The sequence below is a fragment of the Metallumcola ferriviriculae genome (assembly GCF_035573695.1).
GTDB lineage: Bacteria > Bacillota > JADQBR01 > JADQBR01 > JADQBR01 > Metallumcola > Metallumcola ferriviriculae.
Window position 1 is genome coordinate 1,596,237 of record NZ_CP121694.1, and the last position, 16,739, is coordinate 1,612,975.

At 45.4% G+C, this 16,739-nt stretch carries 20 protein-coding genes, 1 pseudogene and 1 riboswitch; of the genes and pseudogenes, 19 read left to right on the top strand and 2 right to left on the bottom strand.

Annotation, left to right across the window (positions count from 1 at the left end):
• The first annotated feature begins 21 nt into the window (after positions 1-21).
• The 8 genes from MFMK1_RS08035 to MFMK1_RS08070 all read left to right on the top strand — a co-directional run bounded on the left by MFMK1_RS08035 (position 22) and on the right by MFMK1_RS08070 (position 7,174).
• Entirely contained in the window at positions 22-1,191 is a 1,170-nt protein-coding gene (locus tag MFMK1_RS08035) for a permease (RefSeq protein ID WP_366924594.1), read from the top strand.
• A gap of 125 nt (positions 1,192-1,316) precedes the next feature.
• Positions 1,317-1,610, top strand: coding sequence for an arsenite efflux transporter metallochaperone ArsD (gene arsD, locus MFMK1_RS08040; RefSeq protein ID WP_366924595.1), 294 nt, complete (start codon positions 1,317-1,319; stop codon positions 1,608-1,610).
• Between the two features lie 14 nt (positions 1,611-1,624).
• Positions 1,625-3,418, top strand: coding sequence for an arsenical pump-driving ATPase (gene arsA / locus MFMK1_RS08045; RefSeq protein ID WP_366924596.1), 1,794 nt, complete (start codon positions 1,625-1,627; stop codon positions 3,416-3,418).
• 46 nt (positions 3,419-3,464) lie between these two features.
• Positions 3,465-4,619 (top strand): tungsten cofactor oxidoreductase radical SAM maturase, encoded by a 1,155-nt coding sequence (locus tag MFMK1_RS08050; protein WP_366924597.1) that lies wholly within the window; start codon positions 3,465-3,467, stop codon positions 4,617-4,619.
• Positions 4,620-4,656: 37 nt separating this feature from the next.
• Positions 4,657-5,058, top strand: a complete 402-nt coding sequence (locus MFMK1_RS08055; protein WP_366924598.1) for an ArsR/SmtB family transcription factor — start codon at positions 4,657-4,659, stop codon at positions 5,056-5,058.
• A gap of 41 nt (positions 5,059-5,099) precedes the next feature.
• Positions 5,100-6,158: an ACR3 family arsenite efflux transporter gene (arsB, locus tag MFMK1_RS08060; RefSeq protein ID WP_366924599.1), complete on the top strand. Its 1,059-nt coding sequence runs from the start codon at positions 5,100-5,102 to the stop codon at positions 6,156-6,158.
• 45 nt (positions 6,159-6,203) lie between these two features.
• Positions 6,204-6,923, top strand: coding sequence for a metallophosphoesterase family protein (locus MFMK1_RS08065; RefSeq protein ID WP_366924600.1), 720 nt, complete (start codon positions 6,204-6,206; stop codon positions 6,921-6,923).
• A 26-nt stretch (positions 6,924-6,949) separates the two neighbouring features.
• Complete coding sequence (locus tag MFMK1_RS08070; protein WP_366924601.1) at positions 6,950-7,174, top strand: hypothetical protein; 225 nt, start codon at positions 6,950-6,952, stop codon at positions 7,172-7,174.
• Between the two features lie 152 nt (positions 7,175-7,326).
• Here MFMK1_RS08070 and MFMK1_RS08075 read toward each other — a convergent pair.
• Together MFMK1_RS08075 and MFMK1_RS08080 are read right to left on the bottom strand one after the other, a co-directional pair.
• Positions 7,327-7,655 (bottom strand): annotated as a pseudogene (locus MFMK1_RS08075) (YnfA family protein).
• Between the two features lie 137 nt (positions 7,656-7,792).
• Positions 7,793-8,290, bottom strand: a complete 498-nt coding sequence (locus MFMK1_RS08080) for an MFS transporter (RefSeq protein ID WP_366924602.1) — start codon at positions 8,288-8,290, stop codon at positions 7,793-7,795.
• A gap of 62 nt (positions 8,291-8,352) precedes the next feature.
• Between MFMK1_RS08080 and helD the strand changes: the two genes are divergently transcribed.
• The 11 genes from helD to cbiQ all read left to right on the top strand — a co-directional run bounded on the left by helD (position 8,353) and on the right by cbiQ (position 16,739).
• Positions 8,353-10,536 (top strand): RNA polymerase recycling motor HelD, encoded by a 2,184-nt coding sequence (gene helD, locus MFMK1_RS08085; protein WP_366924603.1) that lies wholly within the window; start codon positions 8,353-8,355, stop codon positions 10,534-10,536.
• Between the two features lies 1 nt (position 10,537).
• Entirely contained in the window at positions 10,538-11,149 is a 612-nt protein-coding gene (locus MFMK1_RS08090; RefSeq protein ID WP_366924604.1) for a class I SAM-dependent methyltransferase, read from the top strand.
• 74 nt (positions 11,150-11,223) lie between these two features.
• Entirely contained in the window at positions 11,224-11,496 is a 273-nt protein-coding gene (locus tag MFMK1_RS08095; RefSeq protein WP_366924605.1) for an MFS transporter, read from the top strand.
• A gap of 53 nt (positions 11,497-11,549) precedes the next feature.
• Entirely contained in the window at positions 11,550-11,807 is a 258-nt protein-coding gene (locus tag MFMK1_RS08100; RefSeq protein ID WP_366924606.1) for an MFS transporter, read from the top strand.
• Positions 11,808-11,831: 24 nt separating this feature from the next.
• The gene (locus MFMK1_RS08105; protein WP_366924607.1) at positions 11,832-12,083 is read left to right on the top strand and encodes an MFS transporter; all 252 of its coding nucleotides are present in this window, start codon (positions 11,832-11,834) and stop codon (positions 12,081-12,083) included.
• A 91-nt stretch (positions 12,084-12,174) separates the two neighbouring features.
• Complete coding sequence (locus tag MFMK1_RS08110; protein ID WP_366924608.1) at positions 12,175-12,372, top strand: hypothetical protein; 198 nt, start codon at positions 12,175-12,177, stop codon at positions 12,370-12,372.
• Positions 12,373-12,794: 422 nt separating this feature from the next.
• Complete coding sequence (locus MFMK1_RS08115; protein ID WP_366924609.1) at positions 12,795-14,117, top strand: ammonium transporter; 1,323 nt, start codon at positions 12,795-12,797, stop codon at positions 14,115-14,117.
• 144 nt (positions 14,118-14,261) lie between these two features.
• Positions 14,262-14,600 carry a P-II family nitrogen regulator gene (locus MFMK1_RS08120; RefSeq protein ID WP_366924610.1) on the top strand — a complete coding sequence of 113 codons (339 nt, stop codon included), beginning with the start codon at positions 14,262-14,264 and terminating at the stop codon, positions 14,598-14,600.
• 197 nt (positions 14,601-14,797) lie between these two features.
• A riboswitch (cobalamin riboswitch) is annotated at positions 14,798-14,989 on the top strand.
• Positions 14,990-15,095: 106 nt separating this feature from the next.
• On the top strand, positions 15,096-15,782 hold the full coding sequence (locus tag MFMK1_RS08125; RefSeq protein WP_366924611.1) for an energy-coupling factor ABC transporter permease: 687 nt from the start codon (positions 15,096-15,098) through the stop codon (positions 15,780-15,782).
• A complete protein-coding gene (locus tag MFMK1_RS08130; RefSeq protein ID WP_366924612.1) occupies positions 15,769-16,038 on the top strand; it encodes a hypothetical protein in 270 nt (89 codons plus the stop codon). The genes MFMK1_RS08125 and MFMK1_RS08130 overlap by 14 nt, the downstream gene beginning before the upstream one ends.
• Positions 16,035-16,739 carry a cobalt ECF transporter T component CbiQ gene (gene cbiQ, locus MFMK1_RS08135; RefSeq protein WP_366924613.1) on the top strand — a complete coding sequence of 235 codons (705 nt, stop codon included), beginning with the start codon at positions 16,035-16,037 and terminating at the stop codon, positions 16,737-16,739. Before MFMK1_RS08130 ends, cbiQ begins: the two co-directional genes overlap by 4 nt.

Sequence of the window (16,739 nt, forward strand, 5' to 3'; positions counted from 1 at the left end):
TTATCAAAGAGGTGGTTTTTCATGAAAGAATGGCAAAAGTTCTTACTGTATTTAAGCGTATTTTTAGCCGCTTACCTTGTACCTTTCGGTAATCCCAAAATACAGGCGGCCCTGCTGGAATCCTTTGCCATGCTGGGAGACTACGCTAGGGAGCATGTGCTGTTCTGCCTTATTCCTGCGTTTTTTATCGCCGGAGCAATCTCCCTTTTTGTTTCTCAGCAGGCGGTGCTCAAGTATTTCGGCAGCCAGGCTAAAAAGTGGGTTTCTTATTCAGTTGCTTCCGTTTCCGGCACTATCCTGGCTGTCTGTTCCTGTACGGTACTGCCGCTTTTTGCCGGTATCTATATGCGGGGCGCAGGTATAGGACCAGCCACCGCTTTTTTATATTCCGGTCCGGCCATCAATGTGCTGGCCATAATTCTTACCGGCCGTATTCTAGGATGGCAGCTGGGTTTGGCTCGAGCTGTTGGGGCTGTGGTTTTTGCCGTAATAATTGGATTAACAATGACAGCTATTTACGGAAAGGAAGACCAGAGCCGGGAGCGGGCAGATTTTACCGCTGCTACCAGTGAAGAGGAAAAAAGAAGCGGCTGGCAAAACCTAATGTATTTTGCCAATTTGGTACTAATACTAATTTTTGCTGCCTGGGCCAAACCCCAGTCGCCGGAGGGATTCTGGTATGCTGTTTATCGGGTGCATTGGCCCGTTACCATAGGTCTACTGTTAATCTTGGGCTATATGCTGTGGCGCTGGTTTGGTAAGGCAGAAAGGACCGGTTGGGTGATGGAATCCTGGGATTATGCAAAAAAAATACTGCCGCTGCTGTTGGTTGGCGTTTTGGCCGCAGGTTTTTTAATGGGCCGCCCCGGAACTGAGGCGGGCATTATTCCATCTAATTGGATTTCCACGGCAGTGGGTGGTAACTCCCTGGCGGCCAATTTATTTGCTTCCATTGTGGGCGCATTTATGTACTTTGCTACCCTGACTGAAGTGCCGATCCTGCAGGGGCTGCTGGGTGCCGGAATGGGGCAGGGGCCGGCGTTGGCGCTATTGTTGGCCGGACCTGCTTTAAGCCTTCCAAATATGTTGGTAATTCGCAGTGTGCTGGGGACTAAAAAGACATTAACATATATCGCACTGGTGGTAATTATGGCATCGGTATCGGGAATGATATTTGGGAGCATTGTTTAAGGAATAAAGGTAATTCAATCACAGCTCAAATGACAATTGTTTAATAAAAATGATTGACTGGGGAAGCCGATCGTAATATAATACAATTAAATTAGCATATACTAATATGCAGTGGAGGGATGGTTGTGAAAAGCATTACATTATATGAGCCTGCCATGTGCTGCAGCACCGGTGTTTGTGGGCCCAGTCCGGACCAGGAATTGGTGAGAATGGCCGGCGACTTGAAAAAGTTAGCTGACCAGGGGGTAAAGGTGTACCGCTACAATCTTTCCCAGAGTCCAGAGGTTTTTGCCATCGACAAAACGGTAAAGACATTACTTAAGGAGCAAGGACAGAAAGTACTTCCCATTATCGTAGTGGATGGTGAGGTAAAACTCACCGGCAGGTATCCCACAAAAGATGAACTGCGCAACTGGTAGGAGGTCGTAATTAATTGATTGAACCGTTAGCATTGACGCCATATTTATTTTTTACAGGAAAAGGGGGCGTGGGTAAAACGTCTATTGCCTGCGCCACCGCAATCAGTGCAGCCAAGAACGGGAAAAAAGTTCTACTGGTCAGCACCGACCCTGCATCCAATTTGGACGATGTCTTGGAAATGAAGGTATCTCAGCACCCCGCCCAGACGGCGGTTGCGGGATTATGGGCATTGAACCTTGATCCGGAGGAAGCCGCCAGAGACTACCGGGAGAGTGTCGTGGAGCCGTATCGCGGGGTTCTGCCTGATGAGGCCATTATTTCTATGGAAGAACAGCTTTCGGGAGCCTGCACTGTGGAAATAGCTGCTTTCAATATGTTCTGCCGGCTGCTTGACCAAGCAGATTATCGGGAGCACTATGACCATATTGTCTTTGATACGGCACCAACAGGCCATACATTAAGGCTGTTGTCTTTACCCAAGGCGTGGACCGGTTTTCTCGGTCAAAACCAGCACGGTACCTCCTGTATTGGGCCCCTTGCCGGTCTCGAAGAGCAGAGGCAGCAGTATGAGCATGCAGTGGCGGCCATTACGGATGGCGACGCTACTATGCTTTTTCTTGTGGCTAGACCGGAAGAGTCATCTCTGGCCGAAGCTTATCGGGCCAGCGATGAATTGAAGGAACTGGGCCTTGAGTGCCAGCGGCTGATTATAAATGGGGTGTTTACCGGTGGGGAAAGCGATGATGCGGGAGCAAGCTTGAAACAGCGGCAAGCCCAGGCGTTGGAAAATATGCCGCAAGCTTTAAAAAGCGTACCGCTTCGCATTGTCCCCTTACTCCCGGTGGCACCGGTGGGTCTAGAGGGATTACGGCTTTTAGCAGATCAGCTGGCCTACGGTTCCGACTTAATATCTGCCTTGATGGAAAAAGCTGCATCCCAGGGGCAGGGACACCGGAATGCCCCCGCACTAAAAGATATTCTTACCGGCCTCAAGCCTGTAGTATCCGACTTGAGAAAAAGGGAAAATGGCATTGTCTTGGCAATGGGTAAAGGCGGTGTAGGCAAGACTACTGTTGCTGCGGCAACTGCGTTGGCTTTGTTTAACCAGGGACATACGGTGCATCTTTCCACCACAGACCCGGCTGCACACTTGGAAATGGCCCTTTCCGGAGCCGAAACGGCAGGAGAGGGGAGATTGACCGTCAGCAGGATAGACCCTGAATTGGAATTGAAGGCTTACCGGCAGGAAGTGATGGACACCGTCGGTGCCGGCATGGATGAAGATGAGCGGCAACTGCTGGCTGAGGATTTAGCCTCGCCGTGTACTGAAGAAATTGCCATTTTTCGTGCCTTTGCCCGAGTTGTTGATAAGGTAGAGGAAGGTTTTGTGGTGCTGGATACGGCACCCACAGGACACACTTTGCTGTTGCTGGATAATACCCAGTCATACCATCGGGAAGTGGAACGCAGTACCGGCGAGGTACCAAAGGAAGTGCGGCAGCTGCTGCCGCGATTGCGTGACCCGGAATTAACCCATGTATTGGTTGTCACTCTGGCCCAAGCTACTCCGGTACTGGAGGCATCACGCCTGCAGGACGACCTGCGCCGGGCGGGTATTGAGCCTGCCTGGTGGGTAATAAACCAGACATGGACCGGAGTGCCCACAGAGGACCCGATATTAAAAAGTTTGGCCCGGGCGGAAATTGTCTGGCTGGCAGAAGTAACGGAGAACCTGGCTGAAAAAGTTACGCGTATTCCATGGCAGGTGAAGGAACCAAAGGGCTTGGATTTGATGCAGCTGCTTTGATTACTGCAACGTTATAATCATGGCCTGGAACTAAGGGGGGATAATTATGTCTTTAAGAGAGGCAGAGAACGTAATATCTGCAACTGATTTAGTTGAAAAATTAAAACGTGATAGCTTTGACGCCGGAAATCTAATTATAGCCAATGGCGATGATCTGAAAATTATTCCCCTTAGGCCTAATGCTAAAAAGTTGTATTTGGAAGTTACCACCGGCTGTAATTTTAACTGTACCACCTGCATCCGCCACTCCTGGCTGGATGGAACCGGGCAGATGGAGTGGGCGACTTTTAATAACTTAGTGGAACAACTGGATGATTTCAAGCAGCTTGAGACTGTGCATTTCGGTGGTTTCGGGGAACCGCTCAGTCATCCGCGGGCATTGGATATGCTGGAGACCCTTGCCAAAAAGAAGCTTAATTTAGAAATGATTACTAACGGTTCATTACTTTCTGAAGATATCATCAGGCGCCTGCTGGCTTTGGGTATGGAAAAAATCTACGTGTCATTGGATGGACCGGACGACCAAGAATATAATCAAATTCGAGAAGGCGCAGACTTTAAACAGGTATATAGTAATCTTAAACTGTTGAAGCAGATAAAAGCGGAGCGAGGTTTGGATAAACCTGTTTTGAATATCGAGTTTGTAGCCATGAAGTCCAACTACCGGCGGCTGCCCGACCTGGTGCGGCTGCTGCCGGATATCGGGGCAGAGGAACTGCTGGTAACTAATGTCCTGCCCTATCATGAGTCAATGGCGGATGAGATCTTATATGATAGAGAAGAATCGGAGTTATTCGATCTTCACCAAATATGGGCCATGATGAGGGCGAGAATTCCGCAAATGAAACTGCGTACGGAAAGACGTTGTAAATTTGTTGAAGATAAAGCGATGGTGGTTAACTGGCAGGGCAAGGTGAACCCCTGCTATGCCATGATGCACACCTATGATTGCTATATATACGGCAGGAAGAAGACCTTTTACCAGCATTCTTTCGGCAATATTAATACAGATCGGCTAAAAAATATTTGGACTGACCCGGATTATGCTTACTTCCGGCAGCAGGTAAAAGAATTCAGGTTTCCATCCTGCACGGACTGTTCTGCGGCAGGTTGCAGCCCCGATAACCATACCGACTGCTGGGGAAACAGTCTATCCTGTTCCGACTGCTTGTGGAGCCGTGGGTTGATTGTATGTCCGTGATACTATACTTTTGCCAAAAGAAAGGAGGCGTCTTATTTTGAAACAGCTGGAGCGGGTGTTTAAAGCATTGGGGCAGTCTACGCGGTTAAAAATAATTTTTCTGCTCAACGAACAGGAGTTATGTGTTTGCGAGCTGGAACACATTCTTGGATTAAGTCAGTCCGCCGTTTCTCAGCATATGCGCATCTTAAAAGGGGCAGACCTTGTTAATGAGGAAAGAAAGGGCCAGTGGATTTTCTATTCGCTTAACAAGGCAGCTCTGAGCAGCGAACTGTTAGGTTGTGTCAATATCCTGGAGAATGGTTTAAAAGCGGAAGGTAAGATGCTGCGAGAGGTGGAAAGTTTACAACGACTTCGAGAGCAACCTATAGTTGAGTGCCGCGTTACCCCTGAAGCTGTTAAAGCCGCTGGTGGGGAGGACAATAAGGGATGCAGTTGACTTTTCCCTAATAATTTTCTTAAGATTGAGGAGGTATTCAAATGTCCGAGGGAGCAACTAAAAAACTTTCTTTATTAGATAGATTTTTAACTGTTTGGATATTCTTAGCCATGGCTTTAGGGATTGGCATAGGCTATGTATTTCCCGGGATAGCGGACCTGTTAGACCGGATGTCCATTGGCACCACTTCCATACCGATAGCCGTTGGCTTGATAGTAATGATGTACCCGCCTCTGGCCAAGGTTAAGTATAAGGAATTGCCGAGGGTTTTTAAGGATACCAAGGTATTGGGGCTGTCTCTGGTGCAAAACTGGGTAATTGGTCCGGTATTGATGTTTGTCCTGGCAATCATATTTTTACACAATTATCCCGAGTATATGATCGGTTTGATACTAATCGGTCTTGCCCGCTGCATTGCCATGGTGATTGTCTGGAATACTCTTGCCGATGGAGACAATGAGTATGCCGCAGCATTAGTGGCTTTTAATTCAATATTTCAGGTGTTGTTTTATTCCGTATATGCCTATATCTTCATAACTTTGCTGCCGGATATTTTGGGGCTTCAGGGAATGGAAGTGGATATTACCATTGGTGAAGTGGCAAAAAGTGTTGCCATCTACCTGGGCATTCCTTTTGCTACCGGATTTCTTACCAGGGCTACTTTAGCCCCCGCCAAAGGTGAAGAATGGTATGAAAAAGTATTTGTTCCAAAGATCAGTCCGCTGGCGTTGATTGCCCTTCTTTTTACCATTGTTATCATGTTTTCTTTAAAGGGTAGTATTATCGTGCAGCTGCCCATGGACGTGGTGCGCATTGCCATACCGCTGATTATTTACTTCCTGGTGATGTTTTTGGTTTCCTTCTTCATCAGCCAGCGTATGGGTGTTAACTATCCTCGAACCACCAGTCTTGCTTTTACAGCAGCCAGCAATAACTTTGAACTGGCCATCGCCGTAGCAGTAGCGGTATTTGGTATTAATTCCGGCCAGGCTTTTGCCGCTGTGGTGGGCCCGTTGATTGAAGTGCCCATAATGATCGGACTGGTAAACGTAGCACTGGGTTTCCGAAAGAAATATTTTTCCCGCTCCGCCCAAGGATAATTGCGTCCAGGACAACATGACGTAACAAATTTGCGAGGTGACATAATGAAACTGGCAGTATTTGCCGATGTTCACAGCAACATTAAGGCGTTAAAAACTGTTTTGAAAGATATTAAAGGGCAGGATGTTGAACGTATTTTCTGTGCCGGGGATTTGGTGGGCTATGCGCCTTTCCCTAATGAAGTAATAGATTTAATTAGGAAGGAAAAAATCCTTACAGTGATGGGTAATTATGATGACGGTGTGGGTAATATGCGTATCATCTGTGGCTGTGACTATAAGGATGAATATGCCCAACGTTTAGGCGAGCAGTCCATTGCCTGGACGAAAGAGGAGACCACCAGGGAAAATAAAGAGTTTTTAAGAAATCTCCCCGAAAAGATTAGATTTAACACGGAAAACTACAGGGGACTAATCGTGCACGGCAGTCCTCGCAGGTTAAATGAATATCTGTATGAGGACCTTGAAGAGGATTATTTTCTAGAGATACTGGATGAATTTGAGGCAGATATTTTAGTTTGCGGTCACACCCATAAGCCGTACTTTACGGTGCTTGCCGGAAACAAATTTGTTATCAATGTAGGCAGTGTGGGGAAACCTAAGCACGGCAATCCCAATGCAGTATATGCCCTTATTGAGGTTGGTAGCTCCGTGGCAGTGCAGTTTAAGGAAGTGCCTTATGATTATGAAGCTGTTGCCCGGGCTATTGAAGTCACTTCCCTTCCCGATGAGTTTGCCGACCTTGTTAGGAAAGGAACCGGATAAAATCAGGTAAAAAAAGGGGGGAGTCTATGAGTAAGTGCAGCGAGTGCGGCCTGCTAGAGGACAAAGGGGATGCTGGGTATAAATGTTTTAAATATGGAAAGGAAATAAAGCAAGCGGATACCTTTCTGAGTACAGACTGCCTCTATTTCATCCAGCCTCAATATGAGGAAGGGGTGCCAATTCCCAAACAACAGCTGCTGCTGATAAAAGAGGCGGATCTGAAACGTAAAAAATTGCAAGGACCGGTTTAGTAGATCTAAGAATTGAATAAAAACTATCGATACCTGGGGTTATCCTCTTGAAAGGGGTGGCCCTATATTCATTATTCCCAAAATTTCTCTTAAGTGTAATTGAATTTGGCAGATGCTTAAAGGGTGTTCTTTATTTAGTCGTAACAATTAGTTCACCCCCTAGGGTAATACATAATCACCAGCACCCCAATCAGAGCAATTAGTCCCCCGATAAGGTCATACTTGTCTGGAATAATATTGTCAACCTTCCAACCCCATAGAATGGAAAGCGCTATAAAAATACCGCCATAAGCTGCGTAAACACGCCCAAAATTGGCTGGTTGTAATGTAGGGATAATACCATACAACGCCAGAATAACTGCACCGAACAGTCCAAACCAAATAACTTTACCTTCCCTCAGCCAAAGCCATACCAGATACCCCCGCCAATTTCAAATAATCCAGCCAAAACAAAGTAAAATAATGATTTTGCGAGTTCCATATAACACCCTCCAGTAATTTTATCAGTTTTTGTGATAACTTGAGACTGGACAACTAGAGATAGATTAACTTTCCCAAATTCCTTACCGTTTAACCGATCCATCCTTGAGCGAAAAGATTAACATTTAATTATGCTGTTTATGAGCTGATGCACCGCTGCTTAGTTGATTCCATTCTAAATGCAGCCACGGCACCAAGCAGCGGCAGCAGCATAATTACAAACAATATTTCCCTATACCCTCCAAAGAAGGTATCGTATGCAACAGCGAAGGGTAGCGGACCCATTGCAGAACTGATTACTGTTATCATCATAGCGATTCCCCTGATGCTTCCCAAGTGCTGCCTGCCGAAATAATTAGGCCAAATGATATTGAGTGTAATTTTCTCAAAACCACCGGCTATTCCCCAAGTGACTCCGAAAAGCACGGCCGTTGTTAAGGAGTAGGTATTTAACAGGGTAAAAATAGCAGCTATTTCCAGCAAGAACGTATAGATCAATACCTTTTTCACTTGAAAGCGTTCTACCAAAAAACCTGCCAGAAAAGAAACCGGGAAACCGACCAGTGCCATTAGACTCAATACAAAGGCTGTTGTTAGGGGGGTTATCCCGTTTTCACCCATGATAGAAACAGGCATTTGTAGATCTAGACTTCCTGGACAGCAGCCAAAGCTATATTACCATACTGGTAAATGCAAAATTGCTGGATGTCAGCAAGGAAAACCTGAGTAAAGTGATTCATGCTAAAGACAAGCCCTATTTCAGCAGGATTGACTTCCAAGAAACAGGCAGCAATGAGAGTAAAAAATACTATATTGGTAAGCTATCCCTGCTTAAGGAAAACAATGAACCGCTAATCATCGATTGGCGGGCGCCCATCGCTAGCACTTACTACGATGGGAGACTGGGTGAGGTTTCTTACCAAACGGATACGGGAACAGTTAGCGGTGAGCTGTCCCTCAAAAGACAGTTTACAATCGAGGAAGGTAAACTGCTGGATTTCTTTGATGTGGACATCACCACCAATGATGAGTTCCTGCAGTCCCACCTGGGTGCTCATGCAGATAATCGTTTGAAAGACATCGTATCGACCATTCAAGCGGAACAGAACAAAATTATTCGGGCGGACCTGGAGCAGCCATTGATCGTCCAGGGTGCTGCCGGCAGTGGTAAAACCACCATTGCCTTACACAGAATTGCCTACCTGATTTATACCTATGAAGAAAATTTCGTACCGGAAAATTTTATGATAATTGCACCCAACAGTCTGTTTTTAAACTATATCTCCGGCGTACTGCCGGAACTGGGCGTAGAACGAGTGCAGCAGACCACCTTTACTAAATTCTGCCGCCGGCTGCTGGGTGAAAAATATAAGCTTTTGTCCCCTGAAGAAAAGCTGGGTTTTTTGCTGAAGACAGATGCCGACGAGGCGGAGCGGGTTCAGGTCAAACGGCTTTCCAAATTTAAGGGTTCCATGCAGTTTAAGGTAGTGATTGATAAGTATTTAAATAAGATTGAGAAGGATATGCTGCCTAATACGGACTTTCTCTTGGAAGAATATTTAATAGTGTCCCGGGAGGAAGTAAAACGCCTTTTCTTGGTGGAAAACGGCCACCTTCCCTTACACAGGCGGCTGGACCAGCTGAAGCAGAACTTATCAGTAAAGTTAAAAAACCGAAAAGAAGAATTGCATGATCAGCTACACAACGAATATCAGCCCAGGATTAATGCCATTCGCAAAAGGATGGCCGAAGTTAAAGAAGAATTTGAGGAACAGTCTGAACTAATGGCCGAAGAACAATCTGAGGAACAGTCTGAAGAGGGCGAAAGGGTTCTATCAGAACAACTGGAGAAACTGCGCCTGCAGCTTGTTGCGTTGATGGATGAACGCGATGGAAAACTTGCAAGTATAGATAAAACGGCAAAAACGGTCGTGCGCAAGTACCTGGCCCGGTTTGAAAAAAAGGATGCCCTGCATTATTACAAGCAGCTCTTGACCAAAAAAGAATTATTACTAAGCCTGGCCGGCGATTACCTCTCAGAGGACCACATCCATTACATTCTTGACACGGCTAAAGGCACAGCAAAAAAGAGTACCTTTGAGATTGAAGACCTGCCGGCCCTGCTTTACCTGAAAGCCCGGGTGGAAGGATTCGCAGAGGAGCTGACCATAAATAATGTGGTAATAGACGAGGCGCAGGACTTCAGTATTTTTCAGTTCTTTGTCCTGCGGTACATTTTGAGTACTACCAACTTTACTATTTTGGGAGACCTGTCTCAGGGCATCTACTCATATAGAGGCGTAGACGATTGGCAGGAAGTGCAGGATCAGGTATTTCCCGACGGTTGTTCCTATTTGATGCTGCGCCAGAGCTATCGTACAACTATTGAAATTATGAATTTAGCTAATAGAGTGATTGAAGCCGGAACTCAAGGCAGGGCCGTGTTGGCTGAACCGGTAGTACGCCATGGCCAAAAGCCTACAATACAGCGCTATGATGCTGAAGATGACTTAGTAAATGAGCTGGCTGTCAAAATCACGGAGTTAAAAAGGGAAAACTACAGTTCCATTGCGCTGATTGTCAAAACGATGGATGAGTGTGAAAGAATTAAAAATTTATTGACTGAGCAAGGCTTTGACAATATCACCCTGCTGACAGGGGATGACGAATCCTATGCAGGAGGACTGGTGCTGGTTCCAGCTTATTTGGCCAAAGGGCTGGAGTTTGATGCGGTGGTGGTAGCAGCCTTAAATGAACGGTTTGAGAATAATGACTTCAATGCCAAGCTTTTATATGTCGCCATGACCCGAGCCATGCACAGGTTAGACGTGTATTATCTGGCAGGAACCATGCCTTTACTAGAAGAGAGCGGTGTTATATAAATTGCTAGAACTGACAGGAGAGCGGGTAATACCCAAGTTGATGAAACCAACCAACGGCATGCTGTTGAAGCACATTGCCCGCTATTATTTCGCTATTCCTTATGCCCGGGGCAGGGTGCTGGACATTGCCTGCGGCGCCGGTTACGGCAGCCAGATGATAGCCAAAGCCTGCAAAAAGGAAGTGAGCCATGTAGTAGGGGTAGATATAGATGAAGATACGATCCAGTATGCTAAAAAGACTTACAATCACCCGCGCATCACCTTTAAAACAGGTGACGCCATTGACCCGCACTTGCCGCAAAAACTTGGCCGGTTTGATACCATTTTTAGCTTTGAGACCATTGAACATTTGACCGATGATGCGCAGTTTTTGAATAACATATTTGATATGCTTTCTCCCGGCGGCATATTGGTGCTGTCTACCCCCTTTGGCCGAGGGCGGGGAAAGGAATGTGCAGAACCGTTTCATGTACACCAGTACACTGTAAAGGAATTTGAAGGGCTTTTTACCGCTTACAAGACGGTAGATATTTATTACCAGCGAGGGGTTACCTTCGAACCGCCCCGCAAGGGAATAAAATATCCGCTGGGAGTAGCGGTTTGCACTAAGTAGGATCATTACACTTTGTTAGCAGGTGACGCATGATTCCTAGCGAGAAATTTTTGGAAAAAAGAGGGGGCACTGCCTTGAATAATAAAGCATCAGCTACCAAACAGTACTCCACTGAAAACACTATCTGGAGCAGAACCTTTATTTTAATACTGGGTATTGCTCTGCTGGGTATGATGGGCGGGTCATTGCTGGGGCCGGTGCTGCCTGCCTTGGTTAGTCCATTTGGAATCATTGATGAACAGGTGGGAATGGTACTCGCTGTCTACACTGCTTCTACGGCTCTTTCAATGTCTTTTGTTGGTCCGTTAATAGACAAGTTGGGCCGCAAACAGGTGGTTCCGCCTTAATAATAAACGGCCTGGCAGGGTCGCTAGGGGGATTTGCACCAAACTTTACCGTAATGTTGATCCTCAGGGCAATTCAGGGTGTGGGGATTGCCGGGTTGCTGCCGGTAGCAATGACCTTAATCGGTGATTTTTTCAAAGGGGCACAGAAGGTCAAGGCTATGGGATATATGAGCAGCACAATGGCCCTCGGTGCAGTAGTTGCCCCCATGATAGGCGGGGGTCTTGCCATGCTGAGCTGGCGTTTTTCCTTTTTATTCTATGCTGTAAGCATTCCGCTGGCAGTATCGATTGCTTTGGCTTCCTTCCAGTGAGACCAACAAGGATGTGGTTTGAGTTTGTTTTTCTTTGGAGCCGGCCTGGGGTTGATCATGCCATTAATCAACACCATGGGTACAGATGCTGTACACCGTGAATATATCGGTGCCGCCACTTCTCTGTATAACTCCTTTACTTTTGTGGGCCAGTCCTCATCACCGCTGCTGCTGGGTTTGGTATTCAAATGGTTCGGGTTAGGTGCCGCTTTTTGGACAGCAGGGACAGCTGCGCTGCTGGGTGCGGCAGGTATAATGGTTTTTAAAAAGAGGTAAGGTATCTGGTATTGCAGTCGACGGGTTAAGAGAATAGACCTAATGAACCCTTGTAGATAATTATGGCAATCAGTATGCGAGGGACAATTTTGTGGCTGACGACGGAACAGATTTTAGCTACGAACTAACTAATGGCACATCATTTGTAACTCTAACAAATGGCGCAACCAGCGCTTACTTAGAAATAGCAGATCCGTCACATGCGGCTGCTGCGGGTATTTATACCTTGACCATAACACGGAATAGTGACGGAGTTAAATGGACCAAAGACATAACTGTCACTGACTAATTTTTAGCCAAAGAAGACCAACGGATTTTACGATTTGTTTAGTTGACAGCTTTTTTTAAAAAAGTTATAATTGTAATTAACAAAATACATTCGGGCAAGGTTGTCCGAATAAATGTATGGGCAAAGACGTCCTTGTAAAGTGCGTGGCACTTAACGAGGGCGTATTTTATTTTGGTCCAATTAAGGAGAATGTTCGGAAGGTCACCAAAGAACATGTATTTTAAAAGGGAGGTAGTTTATAAAGGCGAACAGATTTGTTACAAATGGTTAAGGTAATAATCTAAAACTGTGAGGTACAACGGTGTACTTTGTGATTATAAGAGGGCGACGGTGCTTTTCCTTTACTGGATTGAGTGCTGTTTTTTTTGTAGTTAAAGAGAGTATAGATAAACAAAAATAGTTTTTAAGGAGAAGGATTTCTTATGTTAAAAATAGATACTGGTGATACTGCGTGGCTGCTTGTGTCAACAGCGTTTGTTTTCTTAATGATCATGCCGGGCCTGGCGCTGTTTTATGGAGGTTTAGTACGTAAGAAAAATGTATTAAGTACAATTATGTATAGCTTTGCAGCCCTGATACTTATTTCTGTGGAGTGGGTTCTTGTAGGCTATTCCCTTTCCTTTGGTCCTGATAAATTTGGTCTTATCGGTGACCTGTCCTGGATTGGCTTAAGTGGTATAGGGGGGAGTCCAAATCCCGATTATGCTGCAACTATCCCCGCTTTAGTATTCGTGGCATTTCAAATGATGTTTGCAATTATTACACCTGCAATTATTTCTGGCTCTATTGCCGAAAGGATGCGTTTTAATGCATTTGCCTTGTTTATTTTATTTTGGGCAGTGGTTGCTTACAATCCAGTTGCTCATTGGGTATGGGGTGTGGGCGGCTGGATAAGAGAACTTGGCGCTCTTGATTTTGCCGGTGGTACTGTTGTTCATATTTTGTCCGGTGTTTCCGCTTTGGTTGCTGCTTTAGTTCTTGGTAAAAGAAAAAGGGTAGGTAAAGAGCAGTTTGTCCCGCACAATATACCTATGGTAGTGATAGGTACAGGACTTTTATGGTTTGGATGGTTTGGCTTTAATGCCGGAAGTGCTCTTTCCGCAAATGGTTTGGCGGCATATGCTTTTATCAATACCAATACCGCAGCAGCTGCGGGCGCATTGGCATGGCTACTTGTTGAATGGAGTCATTACGGCAAACCTACAAGTGTGGGGGCAGCCAGCGGCGCTGTTGCAGGCTTGGTTGCCATAACTCCTGCGGCGGGTTTTGTCACGCCGCTGGCATCCATTATAATTGGCTTGATTGGTGGAGCTCTCTGCTATAATTCTGTCGCATTATTGAAGGCTAAACTAGGCTACGATGATGCCCTTGACGCATTTGGTATCCACGGTATCGGGGGAACCTGGGGCGCGGTTGCCACCGGATTGTTTGCAACTACGACAATTAACGAAGCAGGTGCAAACGGTCTGTTTTATGGTGACGGATCTTTATTGACTAAGCAGTTGATAGCGGTAGCCGCAACCTATGCTATGGCCGCCGTATCAACCTTTCTTATATTAAAATTGGTATCGCTTATTGTTCCACTTAGAGCTAGTCAGGAAGAAGAAGAGGCCGGGCTGGATCAGTCATTGCACGGCGAAGAAGGCTACAGGGACTATTCTTTGGGGGTAACAGATCCCTCCTATTCCAGCAAATATAATCAGCTAAAAGTACCAGAGCAAGAAGGTTATTCTAGCACATCTTAATTGGCTCCATCCCCAATGGTAACCACCGCGGGAGGGCTTGCAGTACAGACACCTAGTGGTATAATTATGGTAATAGTAGCAGGATGCTTTCAAAACTCATGAATGGAAACATAGCGCTGCAAGTATTTCCATGGAGGTAATCAAATGAAAAAGGTTGAGTGCATTATCAGGCCGGCAAAATTTGAAGAAGTAAAAGATGAATTGGCACAATATAACATCAAAGGGATGACCGTTACCAATGTTATCGGCTGTGGTCTTCAACAGGGTAAAACAGAAGTTTATCGCGGCAGTTCATACACTATTAACCTGTTACCTAAAGTTAAAATTGAGATGGTTGTGAGAGACCAAGAGGTGGAGCAGATTGTTGAGATTATTAAAAAGCAGTCTTATACTGGCGAAATCGGGGACGGTAAGATATTCATATATCCGGTGGAACAGGCCATTCGTATCCGCACTGGTGAATCCGCTGAAGATGCCCTTTAAAATATACAAGAGGTGTAATGTGCTTAATCCCATTACACCTCTTTCTTCAATCTTTTGATAGATAGCTGAATCTGAGTAATGTGGGCCGAATGAAAAATTTGATTCCACGGAAGAACTTGTTTCCTATCAAAAAAAAATATCCTATGGGAAAGAGGAATTTTATCAAAGAGTGAGAATAGTACAAAATAACTAATAATTTAATATTGTTGCTAACAGGTGTCAAAGAGACTTAAAAGGGAAGTCCGTACCTTATTTAAAGGGAACGGCACGGTCCCCGCCACTGTAAATGGGTAGCCTACTGCAAATGCCACTGGACTTTGTATAGTCCGGGAAGGCGCAGTGTGGCTTTGATCCATAGTCAGGAGACCTGCCTGTTACAAACGTATCGTAATCCTACGGGTGATAGGGATGGCTATGTATTTTTGCCTAAAACCCCTTGGCTTGCTGCAAGGGGTTTTCCTTATTATTCAATTACTTTGAAAGGAGGACACTAATATGCATTTGCCGGAGATGTCGCTGCCAGTTCAATGGGCTGCCGGTTGGTTTGGCTTGTCTTTACCGGCGGTTTTGGTAGGGATGAAGCGACTGAAAAAAAGAGCAAAGGAGGATAAATTGGTTAAACCTTTAGTGGGTTTAATGGCAGCAACCGTATTTATAATATCTCTTTTTCCCATTCCACTGCCTTATGGAACCAGCTCTCATGCTATCGGGACGCCTTTGGCTGCCATTATTGTAGGACCATGGATGGCAACATTATTAAGCGTTATTGCTCTTTTTCTGCAAGCGGTTTTCTTTGCCCATGGTGGGTTGACCACTCTTGGCGCTAATGTCTTTTCTATGGGTATAGTCGGTTCCTTTGTATCATATGGTTTGTTTAAATCATTACGAAAAATGCAACTGCCCCTAGTATTGGCAGTAGGAATTTCGGCGTTTGTTGGAGATTTGGCAGTATATTTGGTAACATCTTTGCAATTGGCTTTGGCATTACACGATACAAAACCTCTTTGGGATGTTTGGGTGAAGTTTTTATTAATCTTTATGCCCACCCAATTACCACTGGCTCTGGTGGAAGGCATCTTTACCGGTGGAGTATTTGGTTATTTAAAACAAATCAGGCCGGATATACTGTTAAGAATTGGTTTGAATTTCAAACAAGCGGGTGATGGTAATGAGACCCTATAAGTATTTAGTGCTATGGCTGTCGCTGCTGTTTTCCGTATTTCTTATTGCTGCTTTGATAATAGCGCCAAGGGGCAGCAGTGGTACCGATGATATGGCTGCAAATTTCGCTGTCCAGTTAGGTGCATCGGCAGGGAAGCCCATTCTGGCAATCGGTGGTGCAGGTGAACTTTTTATTTTTACTTTTGGCGGGTTTGTTTCTGGTTTCCTGATCTATCACTACTGGCATAAGGCGTTTGGTAGGAGGGAGCAGGATTGAAACATAAGCTCTATTTTAATGATACCTGGGCATATCGGGATTCCGTGGTTCGTTATGTTGACCCGCGAATCAAATTAGTAACGGCTACGGCTGGGATATTATTTTTGTTTGGCGCAGGCATTTACGGCTCTCTGGCCATATTAACTACGGTATTTGCAGGGGTAATACTTCTTGGGTATCCAATACGTTTTTTTATGGCCCGGCTAGGTTTACCTTTGGTGATTGCTATTTTCTTTATGTTGACTAAAGCGATAATGGTGGGCCAAACTCCCTTGGTTAGTTGGTCTTTAGGTGGCATCAAAGCTTCTATTTTTATAGAAGGTGTGCATGAGGGATTAGTATTGGCCCTTCGCATTATTTCAGGGGTTTCGCTGATCACAATTTTCAGTATTGTCACATCAATGGCCGAATTTATTTCCGCTGCCAGCTGGTTTCATGTACCGGCAGTACTGCTGGAAACACTGGTTTTATGTTATCGTTACATATTTATTCTCTTACTGGAGGCGGCACGTCTACATAATGCTCAGCAGTTACGTCTGGGTCATGATACCTGGAGGCATTCTTTTGTTAACACTATAAAGCTGGGGGCATTGGTGCTGGTTAGAGCATTGGATAAAGCGGAAATTTCTGCCCAAGCTATGCAGTTAAGGGGTTATGAGGATAGTTTTCCCCTGGATACTTTTGAAAGGAGACGGAAATGA